The sequence below is a fragment of the Actinomadura sp. DC4 genome, from assembly GCF_030406325.1.
In the GTDB taxonomy this organism is placed as follows: Bacteria; Actinomycetota; Actinomycetes; order Streptosporangiales; family Streptosporangiaceae; genus Actinoallomurus.
Genome location: NZ_JAUEQY010000003.1, coordinates 86,242 through 102,115, shown reverse-complemented (window position 1 = coordinate 102,115; position 15,874 = coordinate 86,242). Strand labels below are relative to the sequence as shown.

Here is a 15,874-nt window from a genome sequence, read left to right as displayed (position 1 = left end):
GTGTGCGCTACCGTGCTCGCATGCTTCGGGTCCACCGGTACGAGCCGGCCCTGGCGGTGACCGAGACGTGAGACTGACCATTCTCGGCGGCGGCGGCTTCCGCGTCCCCCTGGTCCACCGGGCTCTTCTGGCCGATCGCGGCGAGGGCCGCGTCACCGAGGTGGTCCTGTACGACCCGGACCCGGCGCGGATCGCGGTGATCGGCCAGGTGCTCGCCGAGCAGGCGGCCGGCCATCCGGACCCCCCGCGGGTCAGCGTCACCACCGACCTGGACGAGGCGCTCGCCGGCACCGACTTCGTGTTCTCCGCGATCCGGGTCGGCGGGCTGGACGGCCGGGCGGCCGACGAACGCGGCCCGCTCGACGAGGGCGTGCTCGGCCAGGAGACCGTCGGCGCGGGGGGCGTCGCGTACGGCCTGCGCACGGTCCCCGTCACCGTCGAGATCGCCCGCCGGGTCGGCGCGCTCGCCCCCGGAGCTTGGGTCATCAACTTCACCAACCCGGCCGGCCTGGTCACCGAGGCCATGTCGCGTCACCTCGGCGACCGCGTGATCGGCATCTGCGACTCCCCGATCGGGATGGGCCGCCGCGTGGCCGCCGCCCTCGGGGTCGACCCGGACCGTGCCTGGTTCGACTACGCGGGCCTCAACCACCTCGGCTGGCTGCGCGCCGTACGCGTCGACGGCCGGGACGTGCTGCCGGACCTGCTCACGGACGACGCGGCCCTCTCCTCCTTCGAGGAGGGGCGGCTGTTCGGCGGGGAGTGGCTGCGCGCGATCGGCGCGGTGCCCAATGAGTACCTGCACTACTACTACTTCAACCGGGACGCGGTGGCCGCCCTGCGCGCCGCGCCGCAGACCCGCGGCGCGCTCGTCCTCGACCAGCAGCGCGACTTCTACGCCCGTACGCCCGACACCCCCGGCTCCGCGCTGGCGGACTGGGAGAGCACCCGGTCGGCGCGCGAGAGCACCTACATGGCGGAGAACCGCGAGGCCGCGGGCGCCGGCGAGCGCGCGTCCTGCGACATGGACTCCGGCGGCTACGAGAACGTCGCGCTCGCGCTGATGCGCGCGATCGCCCACGACGAGCGCACCACCCTGATCCTCAACGTGCGCAACCGCGGCGCCCTCGCCGGGCTCGACGACGACGCCGTCGTCGAGGTGCCCTGCTTCGTCGACGCCAACGGCGCGCGGCCCCTCGCCGCCGCGCCGCTCGCGGACCACGCGCTGGGCCTGGTCACCTCGGTCAAGGCGGTCGAGCGCGCGGTCCTGGAGGCGGCCACGACCGGCTCGCGGTCCGCCGCGCTGCGCGCGCTCGCGATCCACCCGCTGGTCGACTCGGTCACGGTGGCCCGGCGGCTGCTCGAACGGTTCGAGACGGACTTTCCTCAGCTCGGATACCTAGGCGGGAAGGCGGAGCGCTGATGCACGACGATCGCAGGCAGGTCGAGGATCGGCTGGACCGGGTGCTGCGGGAACGCATCGTGCCCGCGACGTACGCGGCGCGGCACCCGATGGCGCTCGAGGTCTGGCACGTTCCGGACGAGCCGGTGCCGGTCACCGAGGCGCTGACCGCGGCGTACGTCCCGTTCGAGCCCGGGACTCCGTGGGGCCGCGCCTGGTCCACGAGCTGGCTGCGGGCGACGGCGACGGTGCCGGCCGAGTGGGCGGGCCGCCGCGTCGAGGCCGTGATCGACATCGGCTTCACCGGGCGCGGGCCCGGCTTCGAGGCCGAGGGACTCGTGTACGACCTGGACGGCCGCCCGATCAAGGGCGTCGAGCCGCTCAACCAGTACGTCCCGGTCAGCGGCGACGCGGCGGGCGGCGAGCGGGTCGGCCTGCTGGTCGAGATGGCCGCCAACCCCGACATCCTCGGCAACGGCTTCGTCCCGACGCCGCTGGGCGACAAGGCCACCGCCGGGGACGACCCGCTCTACCGGTTCGGCTCCGCCGAGCTGGCCGTGCTCGACGAGGACGTCTGGCACCTGCGGCTCGACACCGAGGTGCTCTCGGAGCTGATGCGCGAGCTGCACACCGACGACCCGCGCCGGCACGAGATCCTGCGCGCCCTCGAACGCATGCTGGACCGGCTCGACATCCACGACGTCGCCGGCACCGCCGCCCAGGCGCGCAACGCGCTCGCGGAGGTGCTGGCCCGGCCCGCGCACGCCAGCGCCCACGTCATCTCCGGCACCGGCCACGCCCACATCGACAGCGCCTGGCTGTGGCCGCTGCGGGAGACCCAGCGCAAGACCGCGCGGACGTTCGCGAACGTCACCGCGCTCGCCAAGGACTACCCCGAGCTGGTCTTCTCCTGCTCGCAGGCGCAGCAGTACGCCTGGGTGCGCGACCGCTATCCGGAGGTCTTCCGGCGCATGCAGGAGGCGGCCAAGGCCGGGCAGTGGGCGCCGGTCGGCGGCATGTGGGTCGAGGCGGACGGCAACCTGCCGGGCGGTGAGGCCCTCGCCCGCCAGCTCGTCCACGGCAAGCGGTTCTTCCTCGATGAGTTCGGCGTGGAGACCCGGGGTGTGTGGCTGCCCGACTCCTTCGGCTACACCGCGGCGTACCCGCAGCTCGCGGTGCTGGCGGGCAACGAGTGGTTCCTCACCCAGAAGATCTCCTGGAACCAGACGAACAAGTTCCCCCACCACACGTTCTGGTGGGAGGGCATCGACGGCACCCGGATCTACACCCACTTCCCGCCCGCCGACACCTACAACGGCACGTTCCACGGGAGCGAGCTCGCGCACGCGGTGCGCAACTACGCCGACAAGGGCGGCGGCACCCGTTCGCTGCTGCCGTTCGGCCACGGCGACGGCGGTGGCGGCCCGACCCGGGAGATGCTGGAGAGGGCGCGGCGGCTGCGCGACCTCGAAGGGTCGCCGAAGGTCGTGGTCGAGCACCCGGACGCCTTCTTCGCCGCGGCCCGCGCGGAGTACCCCGACGCCGCCGTCTGGTCCGGCGAGCTCTACCTGGAGCTGCACCGCGCCACCTACACGAGCCAGGCGCGGACGAAGGCGGGCAACCGGCGCAGCGAGCACCTGCTGCGGGAGGCCGAGCTGTGGTCGGCGACCGCCGCGGTCACCGCCGGGCTCGACTACCCCTACGAGGACTTCGACCGGCTGTGGAAGATCGTGCTGCTGCACCAGTTCCACGACATCCTGCCGGGCAGCTCGATCGCCTGGGTGCACCGGCAGGCCGAGGCGACCTACGCGACCGTACGGGCCGAGCTGGAGGAGATCATCGGTGCCGCCCAGGCCGCGCTCGCGGGCGAGAACGGGCCGGGGCGGGTGTTCAACACCAGCCCGCGCCGGCGCGCCGAGGTCGTGACGCTGCCGTCCTCGGTGACCGCGGGACCGCGGGCCCAGACGCTCGCCGACGGGTCGAGCGCGGCCTTCGCCGAGGTGGCGGGCTCGGGGTCGGCGCCGATCGAGGCCGCCGACCCGCCCGCGCCGGTCACGGTGGCCGAGACGCCGCGGGGACACGTGCTCGACAACGGCCTGGTCCGGGTCGAGGTCGACGGCGACGGGCTCTTGGCCTCCGTCCGCGACCTGACGGCCGGCCGCGAGGTGCTGGCGCCCGGCGCGCGCGGCAACCTGCTCCAGCTCCACGACGACCTGCCGAACCACTGGGACGCCTGGGACATCGACCGGCACTACCGGCGCCGTCACACCGACCTCACCGAGGCCGACGAGGTCACCGTCCTCGACCGCGGGCCGCTCGTCGCGTCGGTACGCGTGGTGCGCTCGTTCGGCGCGTCGCGGATCGAGCAGACGATCACGGTCGCCGCGGGCGGCGCGGGCGTGCGGATCGCCAACGAGATCGACTGGCACGAGCGTGAGCGCATCCTCAAGATCGCGTTCCCGCTCGACGTGCACGCGGACCGTACGGCCGCCGAGATCCAGTTCGGCCACGTCTTCCGGTCCACGCACACGAACACGAGCTGGGACTCCGCCCGGTTCGAGACCTCCTGCCACCGCTGGATCCACCTGGCCGAGGCGGGCTACGGCGTCGCGCTGCTCAACGACGCCTCCTACGGCCACGACGTCACCCGTACGACCCGTGCGGACGGCGGCACGACGACGACCGCCCGCTACAGCGTCGTACGCGCGCCGCGCAGCCCCGACCCAGAGGCCGACCAGGGCCGGCACCGCATGACGTACGTGCTGCTGCCCGGCGCGACCGTGGCCGACACCGTCGCCGGCGGGTACGCGCTCAACCTGCCGCTGCGGGTCGCCGCGGGCTCGGGCCCGGCGACGACGCCGCTGGTCGGCGTCGAGGGTGACGCCGCCTCGATCGAGTCGATCAAGCTCGCCGACGACCGGTCCGGCGACGTGGTCGTCCGCCTGTACGAGTCGCTCGGCGGGCGGGCCGGTACACGGCTGCGCGCGTCGTTCCCTCTCGCGGGGGCGCAGGTCACCGACCTGCTGGAACGGCCGGTCGAGGACTCTGCGGTCGAGGTGGCCGCCGACGGGACCGTGCCGGTCGAGCTGCGCCCGTTCCAGGTCCTGACGCTGCGGCTGCGCGGGTCCGGATGACGACGCTGCGCGTCGCCACGCTCAACCTCTGGGGCCGGAACGGGCCGTGGCCGGAACGCCTCGGCCTGATCCGGGCCGAGCTCGGCCGGCTGTCGCCCCGGCTGGTGGGGTTGCAGGAGGTGATGCGCGACGAGCCGCCCGGCACGTGCCAGGCGGAGGAGATCGCCGAGTCGCTCGGGTACGAGGTGGCCTACTCCCCGGCGGCCACCCTGCGCACCGGCGTCCAGGGCAACGCGCTGCTGAGCAGCCTGCCGATCCGCTCGCACCGCACGTACCCGCTGCCGACGGCGCCGGGGATCGAGCCGCGGGTGCTGCTGTACGCGCGGGTGGCGACCGAGGCGGGCGACCTGCCCGTCTTCGTCACCCATCTGGACTGGGAGGGCGACCACGGCGCGGCCCGGCTGGCGCAGGTGCGGTTCATCGCGGCGCGGGTCGCCTCGCTCGCGGACGGGCTGCCGCCGGTCATCATGGGCGATTTCAACGCCGAGCCGGACTCCGACGAGATCCGGTACCTGCGCGGCCTGCACTCCGTCGACGGGGAGAACGTCTGCTTCGCGGACGCGTGGGCCTGGGGCGGTGACGGGTCGGCCGGAGAGACGTTCTCGCGCGTCAACGACTACGCGCGGCGGGCCCGGGTGCCGTCGCGCCGGATCGACTACGTCTTCACCGGCGCCGAACCGGTGCACACGGAGGTGGCCTTCCGTACGCCGGTGGGCGAGGTGTGGGCGTCGGACCACTTCGGCCTGGTGAGCGACGTGCTCTTTAAGACTTGACTTATATAAGTCGTTGCCGTTAGTTTCTGTCGCGTGCACGCGTTCGACGTACTCGGCGACCCTGTGCGGCGCCGCATCCTGGAACTGCTCGCCGCGGGTGAGCGGACCTCCGGCGCGGTCTGCGCGGTCATCCAGGAGGAGTTCGGCATCTCGCAGCCGGCGGTGTCACAGCACCTGAAGGTCCTGCGGGAGGCCGGCTTCGCGACCGTACGCCCGGAGGGCACCCGCCGGCTCTACGCGGTGAACGCGTCGCCGCTGCGGGAGGTCGACGAGTGGCTCGAACGCTTCCGGCGCTACTGGACGCCGCACCTGGACGCGCTGGAGACGGAGATCGCCCGGGGCCGGCGGCAACGATGAGGGAGAACCTGATGATCGATGTGACGTCGCAGATCAACTCGGTGAGCCGTACGGTCGGCGACCGGGTCCTGGAGGCGGGCGAGGCCCGCACGGTGACGATCAGCCGGGTCTACGACACGACCCCGGAAGATCTGTGGGAGGCGTGCACGTCGCCGGACCGCATCCGGCGCTGGTTCCTGCCGGTGTCGGGAGATCTGAGGCTCGGGGGCCGGTTCCAGCTGGAGGGCAACGCGGGCGGCACGATCTCCAGCTGCGACCCGCCGAAGGGCTTCGCGGCGACGTGGGAGTTCGGCGGCCAGACGAGCTGGATCGAGGTCCGCCTGGTGCCGGAGTCGTCCGGGACCCGCTTCGAACTCCAGCACATCGCGCACGTCGACGACCACTGGGAGCAGTTCGGACCGGGCGCGGTCGGCATCGGCTGGGAGATGGGCCTGATGGGCCTGACCCTGCACCTGTCGTCGGGCGAGCAGGCCGACCCTGCGGAGGCGATGGCGTGGGCGTCGTCGGAGGAGGGCCGCCGCTTCATGACGCTGAGCAGCGAGGCCTGGGCCGAGGCGGACATCGCCGGCGGCGCGGACGAGGAGACCGCCCGCGCGGCGGCCGACCGCACCACGGCCGCCTACACCGCCGCCCCTCCCGAGGACTCCTGACCGACGAAGTCCACCTTGCGGTCCGCCCAGTCCCGGAACAGTCGCCGGAACACCCCGGGGATCGGCAGCTCGGGCAGCTCCCGAACGGAGGTGTCTCCCAGCCTGCGGGCGATATAGGGATGCAGTGCGGAGAACGGCCCGAGGAGATCTTCCGGCCGGCCGTCCGGCATCGCCGCCATCGCTTCACTGCTGATGAGCAGGCAGACTCCGGAACCGAGATAGGCCACTGAGTCGGGTCTCAGCTTGATTCCCACTGCCTGGTCGACGGGGCCGGTGTGCCAAGGCTCCACGTTCTCGGTCACATAGGGAGGGTCGGGGTGCGCGAGTATGTGTCTCCCGACAGGCGTAATGGAGTCGCGGGCCTCCCAAGAGCGCGAAGCCACGATGAACGCCAAGCTGGGCCAGCCTTGCCCGTAGATTCCGAAAGGACCCCTCTCGATGGCGAGGAACAGGCCGCGTGGCATCTCCAGGGCCTCTTTCGTCGTGAGCAGGCCGGCATCGACCGCGATCTTCGCCATGGCACCGTCGCGTTCGGCGGCGTCGACGATCGCGTCCGCGTAGATCTGGATGTTCTCCGCTCTGCGTGCTTCCCAGAACTCGGACTGGGGCATGCTGCCGTTGTAGAAGAAAACGGCAAGGCGAAGGCCTGTCAGGCGGACGGCCGGATCCGCTGATTCGACCAGCCGGGTCGCCTTGCCCCGGAGCGCCTCGTTGACGACCTCCCTGTAGGCGACGCCGTCATGGAGCAGCAGAACCAGCGGCCCGTACGCTTCCGGATCATCCATGTCACCGGCGGCGAGACGATCGAAGATCTGCCGGGCGAGGGTGCGAACGGTCGAGGGTGTCGGCGTGATCGACCGCAGGCTCCCGGCGAGGAACAGGAGGCTGCCACCCCAACCGCCGGGATGGTCGAGCAGCGTGGTGTAAACACGATCGGCGCCCAGTCTGGTGGTGCGGGCCTTGATCTGCACTGCCAGCTCGCCGACGACCTCCCACGCGTCGCGCTCCACGTGAGGGGCGATGAGGCGGGCGAGATCCTCGGGGGTGTCGCTCGTGTAGGCCAGATGTGAGGCGGCGAAGTACTCCATGAAGGTGCGGTGGGTGAACGCGTAGAGCGGCTCGCCCGCGGCGGTGGTGCCGACGTCGCTGAACACCCACATCCGGCCGCGGCAGAACTCCACGAACTCCTCGGCCGCCGCGCGCGCCTGGACCTCGGGCTCGAAGCCGTACTCCAGCAGCACCCTGGCCGTCTCGTCGACCAGTTCGCGTTCCGGCACGGCGGCCTGGGCCTCGTCACGGGTGAAGAGCCAGTGGGCGAGGTGGCCCAGCGTCGGCTCCAGCAGGTGCCCGGCCTGGAGGTCGACGTGGATGTGCCGCCGGGCGTCCCACTTGTGGAACAGCAGCTTGGCGCACCGTTCGTACACCTCGGCGCGGTTGCGGGGCAGTGACCCCTCGCCCCGGTACAGGATGCACATCAGGGCGAGCATCAGCGGGTTGGCGCGCAGGTCCGGGACGGCCTCGCTCTCCGTCATGAAGGCCGCGGCCCAGCGCTCCGCCTCGTCGGAGGTGATCTCCCGCTCCTGGGCGAACCACTTCCGCACGTACTCGCCGACCTTCTCCTCGGTGAAGGCCGCGATCCGATGACACCGGAAGTGCCGGTCGTCCAGCCGGGCCTGGTCGTACCCGACGAGCCGGGAGGTCACGAGGACGGGCGCGAGCGGATACTCCGTGCCGAAGCGTTCGATGATCGTCGTCACGTCCACCCGGCGACGCGGGTCGACCAGTTCGTCCAGGCCGTCGAAGATCACCAGAGCGCGGCCGGACAGCAGCAGGTGGGCGACGAGTCCGGGCGGAGCGGGGCACTGGTAGAACGCCTCAAGACGGTGCTCGACGTAGGCGGCGACCGAACGCTCCGGCGGGTCCTGGGCGGCGAGGTCGCGCAGGGTCACCAGGAACGGGACCCTCCGGGCGGCGTCCTCGGCGTGGTGGTTCATGAGCACGTTGCTCGCCGTGGTCTTGCCCGCGCCGGGATCGCCCAGCAGTACGGTGCGGTCGATCTCCTCGTCGAGCGTCCACAGATCGATCTCGCGGGAGTCGCCGATGACGGCCGGCGGAACGTACAGGTCGGCGATGGGGACGCGGCGGCGGCGGTCGAAGTCGGGCGGGTCGATCTGGCCGTGGTGCTCGGTCAGGTGCCGCCGGTAGCGGGCCAGGAAGCTCGCCTCGGTCTCCCGGCCCGGGCGCGTACGGAGCGCCGCCGTGTGGCGTTCGATCGCGTGGAGGACCGAGATGATCCGGGCCGACAGCGCCTCCGAGCGGACCTGACCCAGCAGGCCGGACTCCGAGAGCCGTCCCACCAGCGTGCAGATCTCACCGTCGTAGTAGTCGAACAGCTCTCCCGCCACTGAGGGCGCGCCGGTGGTCAGCTCGAACACGTCCCGGACCCGGGCGAGGTCGGCCTCGGGCGCGTCCGTCAGCCGCGCCGCGAGAAGTTCGTGCACCGCCGCCTGGAGCTCGTCACCCTGGAGCAGAGCCCCCAAGGCCTCGTCGGAGGGCAGGCCGGGCAGGTTCTCGGTGAGGCGGTACGTGTCGAACCACCGTGCCACCGCCAGGTCCTCCGAGCGGCCCGCGCGCAACGCCGACGCCGAGACCCCGATCCGGCGCCCGGTGGCGGCGATGACGTCGGCCAACACCTCGACCGCGATCTGGTCGACGAATCCCACTGCGACGTCCTTTCCTCGCTGCGCCCATCAGTCAGACGCCGCGCGAGGTCCGTACGTTGCCGGCAGTCCTCGGGAATCCCTCAGGCCCTCGACGAAGGACCGGAAGTCCGGCGCCAGGGACAGCGCCGGACGCCGGGGAGGTCGTCGTCCCAGAACGAACCGGCGATCGCGTCGAATTCCGTCACGCCGCGCGGCCTGGCCCCGACGGGCCACCGAGGTCAGGCGTCGCGGCGGACGAGGAGCCAGGCGCCCACCGCGAGGGTCACCACCGCGTACAGGGACAGGACTCCCAGGCCGGTCCAGGGGGGCAGGCCGGTGGCGGTCGGGCGGGAGTCGGCGAGCGAGTCGCCCACGATGGCCAGCGGCACCCAGCGGGCCGCCGACGGGGTCACCGCCAGCAGCTGGCCGGCGACGAACACGGCGCCGGCGTACGTCGCCAGGGCGGCGGCCGAGTGGCGGATGATGGCGCCCAGGCCCAGGCCGAACAGGCCGACCAGGCAGAAGCCGGCTCCCGACAGCACGACCGCCCGCAGCACGCCCGGGTCGCCGAAGGACGGGGGCGTGACCCGCGACGGCAACGCCATCCCGCCCACCACGAACGCGAGGAACGCGGTCGCCTCGCCCAGGACCAGCGTGATCAGGCCGAAGACGGCCGCCTTGGCGGCGAGCAGCGCCGGGCGGGCCGGTACGGCGGCCAGCGTCGCGCGGATCATTCCAGACGAGTACTCGCTCGTCATCGTCAGCACGCCGAGGACGCCGATGATCAGCAGGCCCGGGGCGATGCCGGCCAGCGCGTTGTTCGTCAGGTCACCGGACGCGTTCTTCGTGTTCACGCCGACGGCGACGGCGACTCCGATCGCGCCCGCGACGGTGAACGCGAGCGTCCACCAGGTCGAGCGCAGGCTGCGGAGTTTGATCCACTCCATCCGGCACGCGGAGGAAAAGAGAGTCATGAGGCGGCCTTTCCGCGGTATTCGACGCCGGCCGACGTCAGGGACAGGAACGCGGTCTCGAGCGAGCCGTACCGCGCGGAGAGTTCGGCGACCGAGGTGTCGGCCACCAGCCGGCCCGCGCCGATCACCACCAGGCGGTCGGCGGTCAGGGCCATCTCGCCGATCAGGTGGCTGGAGACGAAGACCGTGCGGCCCTCGGCCGCCAGCGAGCGGAGCAGCGACCGGAGCCAGTGGATGCCCTCCGGGTCCAGGCCGTTGACCGGCTCGTCGAGGACGAGGACGCCGGGGTCGCCGATCAGCGCGGCGGCCAGCCCCAGCCGCTGCGCCATGCCGAGCGAGAACCTCCCGGCCCGCCGCCGTGCGGCCCCCTCCAGTCCGACCAGCTCCAGCACCTCGGCCACCCGCGAGCGCGGGATGTCGTTCGCGGCGGCGAGCGCGGTCAGGTGGGCGGCGGCGGACCGGCCGGGATGGAACGCCTTGGCCTCCAGGAGGGCGCCGACCTCGCGCAGCGGCCGGCGCAGCTCGCGATAACGGCGCCCGCCGATCCGCGCGTGCCCGGCGTCCGGGGCGTCCAGGCCCAGGATCATCCGCATGGCGGTCGACTTGCCCGCGCCGTTCGGGCCGAGAAAGCCGGTCACGGCCCCGGGAGCGACGTCGAAGGAGAGCGCGTCGACCGCGAGCGTGGACCGGTAGTGCTTCGTCAGCCCGCGTACCTCGATCGTATGATCCACGATTCTGTCCCTTTCTCGATGCGAGGAAATTGACAGGACCTCATCCTGATCTTCATCGGCCGGCGAATCGATCGTGCCGCCACGAGGACCGCGAGTACGGCTTACCCCACCCCGCACTGACCGGAATTCGCCTTTCCGCCGACCGCTGCGACCTGGCCCGAACCGGCCAGAAGGAAAGGCTGTACGCCACCTGAACGGCTATTCAGAATGTGCCGGACATGCGCACCTCGCCGCGCGTGCCGATCCCTTGGAGGACGCGTGAGACCACACATTCGCCGGAGGGGAATCGCCGCGCTCGTCGCGAGCCTGCTGCTCACCCCGGCGACCGCCCGCGCGACGGTTGCGGCGGCCGATCCCCAGACGGTCGCCCGTACCCTGAGCGCGCAGACCGCGATCACCGGCACCGTGTGGCTGGTCGACCCGAGGTCGCACGCGGTCGTGGCCGTCGCGGACGGCACGGTCACCGGCGCGCGCCTCGGCCGGCTCAGGGCCGTCGCGGCCTCTCACGGCGTACGCGTCGAGCGCGTCGCGGGAACGCTCGGCCTGCGGCTCAGCGGCGGAGACCCCATCATCGGCAACGGCGTGTACCGCTGCACCCTCGGCGCGAACGTCGTCGGCGGCGCCACCTACTACCTCATCACCGCGGGGCACTGCGGGACGGTCGCGACCACCTGGAGGACGGTCGGCGGAGTGCTCATCGGCACCACCGTCGGCAGCCGCTTCCCGAGCGATGACTACTCTCTTGTCCGCTACACCGGAACGGTGATCCACGAGGGGGCCGTCGGGAGCCAGGACATCACCTCCGCGGCCAACGCCTACGTCGGTGAGCACGTCTGCATGCGCGGCAGCACGACCGGCGTCCACTGCGGCACCGTCACGGCGCTGAACGCCACGGTCAACTATGCCGAGGGCACCGTGAGCGGCCTGATCCGGACCACCATCTGCAGCGAGCCCGGCGACAGCGGCGCCCCCCTGTACGACGGGACCATCCTGCTCGGCCTGCTGTCCGGCGGCACCGGCAACTGCACCTCCGGCGGCGTCTCGTACTTCCAGCCGATCCTGGAGGTCCTCAGCGCGTACGGCGTGTCCGTCTACTGACCGGCGTCGTGGCGGCCGTCGTGTCCGCCATGTCTCGCGAATCCCTGCGGCGGCGAGGCGTCACGTTGCAGTATGTGGAACGTGACAGGTAGTGATGGCACGGCTCTTTCCAGTGATCTCCCATGGTCGGCGGCGGAGGTGGCCGGGTCGGAGCGATTCGCGGCACTCCGGGCGCAGCGGACGCATCCGGCGACGCTGTGGTTCGGCCCGACCTTCGGGGTGATGGAGCAGACCGGCGCGGGCTGGCTGATGAGCACCATGACCGACACGACGCCGCAGGCCGCGCGCGACGGGCTCGGCTGGTGGTTCCGGATCCTGGCCCGCCGCCGGGCGATCCCCGCGAGCGAGCGCGAGATGTACTGGGCGGCGTCGGCGCTGCTGGAGCACGAGCGGCTCGACGAACTCGTCGTGGCCGGCCGCCGGTTCCGCGTCGTACGGGCGGACCGGTTCTTCCGGTACGGGCTGACCGGCCCCGAGCCGCCGCGCTCCACCGACCCCGACACCGACCGCACCGCCCGGCACGGCATCTTCGAGAAGATGACCGCCGGCGTGCTGGGCCCGGGTGAGACGCCGGGCGGCGCCGGGCTGCTGGGGGAGCGGTGGGAGGCCGTCCCCCGGGGAGCGATGGTGCCCGCCGACATCACCCGCGACGCCCAGCAGGCGCTGACCAGCCACCCGAGGCTCGCGGTGCTGGCGCCGAGGTTCGCCGTCGCGGAGGAGAAGGACGGGCACTGGCCGGCCCAGACGGGCGCGATCCCCTCCCCGCATGACGCGCGCCGCGCCCTGGCCACCTACTTCCGGGAGATCGTGCCGGTGCTGTTGGAACCTTCCGACGAGGAGCTCGTGGCCTACCGGCAGGCGGCCCAGCGCCTGGACGAGGACCGCGTGCACCAGGTACGCGTCGCGGGGCGCCGCTTCCGGATCATCCGCGTCGAGACCGCCGTGCGCATCGGGCCCGACGGCCCGGAGCCGCCACGGCCCTCCGACCACGACCCCGACCCGCCGCTCACCGGCGAGACCGACGAACTCCGCACCTGGGACCTCATCGACGAGGACGGCTGAGAGCTACAGCGCGAGCACGCCCGTGCGGCGTTGCCAGCGGCCACCCGCCCGCAGGTGGGCGAGCACCGCCCGCTGGAGTGAGGTCTCGGCCCGGAGACCGTCCAGCGGTGTCGTGTGCGTGCCGAACACGAAGTGCATGATGTCGTCGACGGCGTCCTCCCCGCCCGGCTGCAGTTCGAAGCGGCGCTGGAAGCGCAGGAGGTTGGACCCCGGCGGGAGGTATTCGGCGAGCATCGGGTCGAGCAGCCACGAGCCGCACGACGCCGACTCGTAGGACTCGTTCGGGAAGTGCCGCTTGAAGAACGGGCGCGCGAGCTCCAGCGACGCGTCGCACGCCTGCGGGGTGAGCGGCCCGGATCGGGGGATGTGCAGGGCCAGCCGGCCTTCCCGCGCCCGCTGGTACTGCAGCCGCCCGAGCTCGTAGAGTCCGCCGCGTACGTGCAGAGTCAGCCACTGGAGCATCACCGACCAGCCCTCGCCGTTCATCCGGCGGTCGATGGCGAGGTTGCGGCCCAGGTCGGCGAGGGTCGCCCAGGAGACCTCCTCGGAGATGCCGCGCCGCGCGTGGTAGGCGAGCGCGTCCTCCAGCAGTGCGAGGTACACATAGACGTAGAAGTGCTTCCAGTCCGGTCCGAGCCCGCGCGGGAGCCAGGGGCCCGGCACGAGCCAGCCCGCGCCGCCGAGGTTCGCCCCCACCAGGGCGACGACGCGTCCGAGCAGCCAGGAAAGCTCCTCCGGCCACTCGTCGGACGGCCAGCCCGCGCGGATCTCGGCGGCGTCGTCGGGCGCCACGGCGAGCCGGTCGAGCACGCCGGGCGCCGGCAGCCGTGGCTTGACGGGGGCCACACCGTCCAGGCGATGCGACCATTCGGGGGACAGACCGAGCCGCTGCGCTGAGTCCATCCTCTGATTATCGGCGGAGGACGTCCACGGGCGAATATTCGATAGCGGCCGAAATTTGCCACCCGTAGGTTCGGGCCTATGACGATTGAACCCGCGCCGTCGCGGCGTACACGCACGCTCCCGCTCGTGGCGATCCTGGTCACCGTCCTGCTGTGGGCGTCGGCCTTCGTGGCGATCCGGCGGGTCGGCCGCGATCTGTCGGCGGGGGAGCTGTCGCTCGGCCGGTTGCTCGTCGGCAGCGCGGTGCTCGGCGCGGTGGTCCTCGCCCGGCGCGGGAAGGGCGCGGTCCCCCCGATCCGGTGGAGCGCCTGGCCGCGGCTCGTGACCTGCGGGGTGCTGTGGTTCGGCCTGTACAACGTGACGCTCAACGAGGCCGAGCGGCACGTCGACGCCGGGACCGCCGCGATGCTGGTCAACATCGGCCCCCTCCTCGTCGCCGTCCTGGCCGGGGCGGTGTTGCGCGAGGGCTTCCCCCGGCCGCTGGTCGGCGGCCTGCTGATCTCCTTCGCCGGCGTCGTCGTGATCGGCATGTCGAGCTCCTCGGGCGGGCGCGCCGACGCGTGGGGCTCGGTGCTGTGCGTCGTGGCCGCCGTCGCGTACGCGATCAGCGTCGTGGTGCAGAAACCGCTGCTCAGGGACGCCTCGGCCCTGCACGTGACCTGGCTGTCCTGCACGATCGGCGCGGTCGTCTGCCTGCCGTACGGGCCGGGCCTGGCCGGCGACCTGTCGGACGCCCGCCCCCAGACCGTCGCGCTGGTCGTCTACCTCGGCGTGATGCCGACCGCGCTGGCCTTCACCACCTGGGCGTACGCGCTGGCCCGGTCGAGCGCCGGGCGGCTCGGCACGACGACCTACCTCGTGCCGCCGATCGCGATCCTGCTCGGCTGGACGCTGCTCGGCGAGGTGCCGGCCCTGCCCGCCCTCGGCGGCGGCCTGCTCTGCCTCGTCGGCGTCTACCTGTCCCGGCGCCCCGCCGAGACGCGCGCAGCCGAGGAGCCCGCGAGCCCGGCTGAGGTCACGCGGGCAGGACGGGCTCCATGAGGGAGAGGTAGCGCTCGGCCCACGCGCGGAAGGTCCAGGACTCCGGCCACCAGCTCAGGCCGTTGCGCTGGAAGAACTCCCACAGCAGCGCCCGGTCGAGCAGAAGGTAGGCCGTCGTGCGCTCGGCGAAGCCCGCGCGCGGAGGATGAGCGGTGACGTAGGCGTCCAGGAACGCGCGCGCCAGGTCCGGGTCCTCATCGAGGTAGGAGCAGACCGTACGCGCGAGGTCGGCCTCGCCGTCGCCGAAGTAGGACTCGGCCAGGTCGAACACCCCGCTGACCCGCCACCGCCCGCCGTCCTGGGCGACCACGAGGTTGCCCTCCTTGTAGTCCTCCATGACCAGGCACGGCCGGAACGGCTCGGCCAGCGCTTCGGCGCCCTCGGTCAGGAGGGCGCGCACCCAGGCGAGGTCACCGGCGGTGGTCGCGGTCCGGTTGTGCCCGCAGGCCAGCGTGAGCCGGCTCTTGATCCGGTCGCTCACCCAGCGGGCGTACGGGACGCCGGTGACAGGTGGGCCGGTGAACCGGCTCCGCGGCGTCCAGGCCGACTCGTCCGCCGGCTCCAGCGGGCCGAGCTCTCCCGTACGGGCGTCGAAGCGGCCGGGACTGTCGGAGGTCACCGAGTGCATCTCCGCGAGGTTGCCGCCGAGGGCACGCGCGATCTCCTGCCGGGCGGCGGCGTCCAGGCGCCCGCGTACCTCCGGGGCGGACGGCTGGAGTCCGGGCATCCGCGGCATGATGACGTAGCTCCAGCCGAAGACGCCGGTGGCCGGGTCGATCCGGTACGGCGTCGGGACCGGCACCCGGGTGCGCTCGGACAGCAGCCGCACCGCGAAGCCCTCGGCGCCGAACTGCGCGGCGAAGGACGGGTTGCCGCGCAGCACGTGTTCCCCTGCGGTGCTGCGTACGAAGAGGTTCTGCCCGAAGTGCCCGTGCGGGACCGGTTCGGCCGCGATGAGCCGGCCCAGGTCGAAGCGGTCGAGAGCGGCCTGGAGCTGCCGGTCCGATATCGGGCCGAGGCGCTCGGAATAGAGTCTCGTCGGCATTT

At 72.5% G+C, this 15,874-nt stretch carries 12 protein-coding genes and 1 pseudogene; 8 read left to right on the top strand and 5 right to left on the bottom strand.

What is annotated here, in order from left to right:
• Window positions 1-67 precede the first annotated feature (67 nt).
• The 5 genes from QWU11_RS05515 to QWU11_RS05495 are packed head-to-tail and all read left to right on the top strand — an operon-like array spanning window position 68 to window position 6,316.
• Window positions 68-1,423, top strand: a complete 1,356-nt coding sequence (locus tag QWU11_RS05515) for a 6-phospho-beta-glucosidase (protein ID WP_290103922.1) — start codon at window positions 68-70, stop codon at window positions 1,421-1,423.
• A complete protein-coding gene (locus tag QWU11_RS05510) occupies window positions 1,423-4,536 on the top strand; it encodes a glycoside hydrolase family 38 C-terminal domain-containing protein (protein WP_290103921.1) in 3,114 nt (1,037 codons plus the stop codon). Before QWU11_RS05515 ends, QWU11_RS05510 begins: the two co-directional genes overlap by 1 nt.
• Window positions 4,533-5,309, top strand: coding sequence for an endonuclease/exonuclease/phosphatase family protein (locus QWU11_RS05505; protein WP_290103920.1), 777 nt, complete (start codon window positions 4,533-4,535; stop codon window positions 5,307-5,309). The genes QWU11_RS05510 and QWU11_RS05505 overlap by 4 nt, the downstream gene beginning before the upstream one ends.
• A 33-nt stretch (window positions 5,310-5,342) precedes the next feature.
• Entirely contained in the window at window positions 5,343-5,666 is a 324-nt protein-coding gene (locus QWU11_RS05500) for a metalloregulator ArsR/SmtB family transcription factor (RefSeq protein ID WP_290103919.1), read from the top strand.
• 11 nt (window positions 5,667-5,677) lie between these two features.
• The gene (locus QWU11_RS05495) at window positions 5,678-6,316 is read left to right on the top strand and encodes an SRPBCC family protein (RefSeq protein ID WP_290103918.1); all 639 of its coding nucleotides are present in this window, start codon (window positions 5,678-5,680) and stop codon (window positions 6,314-6,316) included.
• On the opposite strand, the gene QWU11_RS05490 is transcribed toward QWU11_RS05495, so the two are convergent.
• From QWU11_RS05490 to QWU11_RS05480, 3 genes and pseudogenes are all read right to left on the bottom strand, one after another.
• Complete coding sequence (locus QWU11_RS05490; protein ID WP_290103917.1) at window positions 6,286-9,039, bottom strand: NACHT domain-containing protein; 2,754 nt, start codon at window positions 9,037-9,039, stop codon at window positions 6,286-6,288. The genes QWU11_RS05495 and QWU11_RS05490 overlap by 31 nt on opposite strands.
• Window positions 9,040-9,257: 218 nt before the next feature.
• Window positions 9,258-9,992, bottom strand: a complete 735-nt coding sequence (locus QWU11_RS05485) for a hypothetical protein (protein WP_290103916.1) — start codon at window positions 9,990-9,992, stop codon at window positions 9,258-9,260.
• Window positions 9,993-10,072: 80 nt separating this feature from the next.
• A pseudogene (locus QWU11_RS05480) lies at window positions 10,073-10,711 on the bottom strand (ATP-binding cassette domain-containing protein); the annotation flags it as partial.
• Between the two features lie 270 nt (window positions 10,712-10,981).
• Here QWU11_RS05480 and QWU11_RS05475 point away from each other — a divergent pair.
• Together QWU11_RS05475 and QWU11_RS05470 are read left to right on the top strand one after the other, a co-directional pair.
• Complete coding sequence (locus QWU11_RS05475) at window positions 10,982-11,821, top strand: S1 family peptidase (RefSeq protein WP_290103915.1); 840 nt, start codon at window positions 10,982-10,984, stop codon at window positions 11,819-11,821.
• An 81-nt stretch (window positions 11,822-11,902) separates the two neighbouring features.
• A complete protein-coding gene (locus tag QWU11_RS05470) occupies window positions 11,903-12,883 on the top strand; it encodes a DUF5954 family protein (RefSeq protein WP_290103914.1) in 981 nt (326 codons plus the stop codon).
• A gap of 3 nt (window positions 12,884-12,886) precedes the next feature.
• Here QWU11_RS05470 and QWU11_RS05465 read toward each other — a convergent pair whose 3' ends face one another.
• Complete coding sequence (locus tag QWU11_RS05465) at window positions 12,887-13,786, bottom strand: acyltransferase domain-containing protein (RefSeq protein WP_290103913.1); 900 nt, start codon at window positions 13,784-13,786, stop codon at window positions 12,887-12,889.
• A gap of 78 nt (window positions 13,787-13,864) precedes the next feature.
• Between QWU11_RS05465 and QWU11_RS05460 the strand changes: the two genes are divergently transcribed.
• Entirely contained in the window at window positions 13,865-14,827 is a 963-nt protein-coding gene (locus tag QWU11_RS05460; protein ID WP_290103912.1) for a DMT family transporter, read from the top strand.
• On the opposite strand, the gene QWU11_RS05455 is transcribed toward QWU11_RS05460, so the two are convergent.
• Window positions 14,802-15,872 (bottom strand): phosphotransferase, encoded by a 1,071-nt coding sequence (locus QWU11_RS05455; protein WP_290103911.1) that lies wholly within the window; start codon window positions 15,870-15,872, stop codon window positions 14,802-14,804. The genes QWU11_RS05460 and QWU11_RS05455 overlap by 26 nt on opposite strands.
• Window positions 15,873-15,874: the final 2 nt, after the last annotated feature.

Bases quoted from the DNA above. Each gene is read 5' to 3' on its own strand.
- QWU11_RS05505 (WP_290103920.1), top strand. From the start codon at position 4,533: ATGACGACGCTGCGCGTCGCCACGCTCAACCTCTGGGGCCGGAACGGG.
- QWU11_RS05465 (WP_290103913.1), bottom strand. From the start codon at position 13,786: ATGGACTCAGCGCAGCGGCTCGGTCTGTCCCCCGAATGGTCGCATCGC.
- QWU11_RS05510 (WP_290103921.1), top strand. From the start codon at position 1,423: ATGCACGACGATCGCAGGCAGGTCGAGGATCGGCTGGACCGGGTGCTG.
- QWU11_RS05485 (WP_290103916.1), bottom strand. From the start codon at position 9,992: ATGACTCTCTTTTCCTCCGCGTGCCGGATGGAGTGGATCAAACTCCGC.
- QWU11_RS05495 (WP_290103918.1), top strand. From the start codon at position 5,678: ATGATCGATGTGACGTCGCAGATCAACTCGGTGAGCCGTACGGTCGGC.
- QWU11_RS05455 (WP_290103911.1), bottom strand. From the start codon at position 15,872: ATGCCGACGAGACTCTATTCCGAGCGCCTCGGCCCGATATCGGACCGG.
- QWU11_RS05460 (WP_290103912.1), top strand. From the start codon at position 13,865: ATGACGATTGAACCCGCGCCGTCGCGGCGTACACGCACGCTCCCGCTC.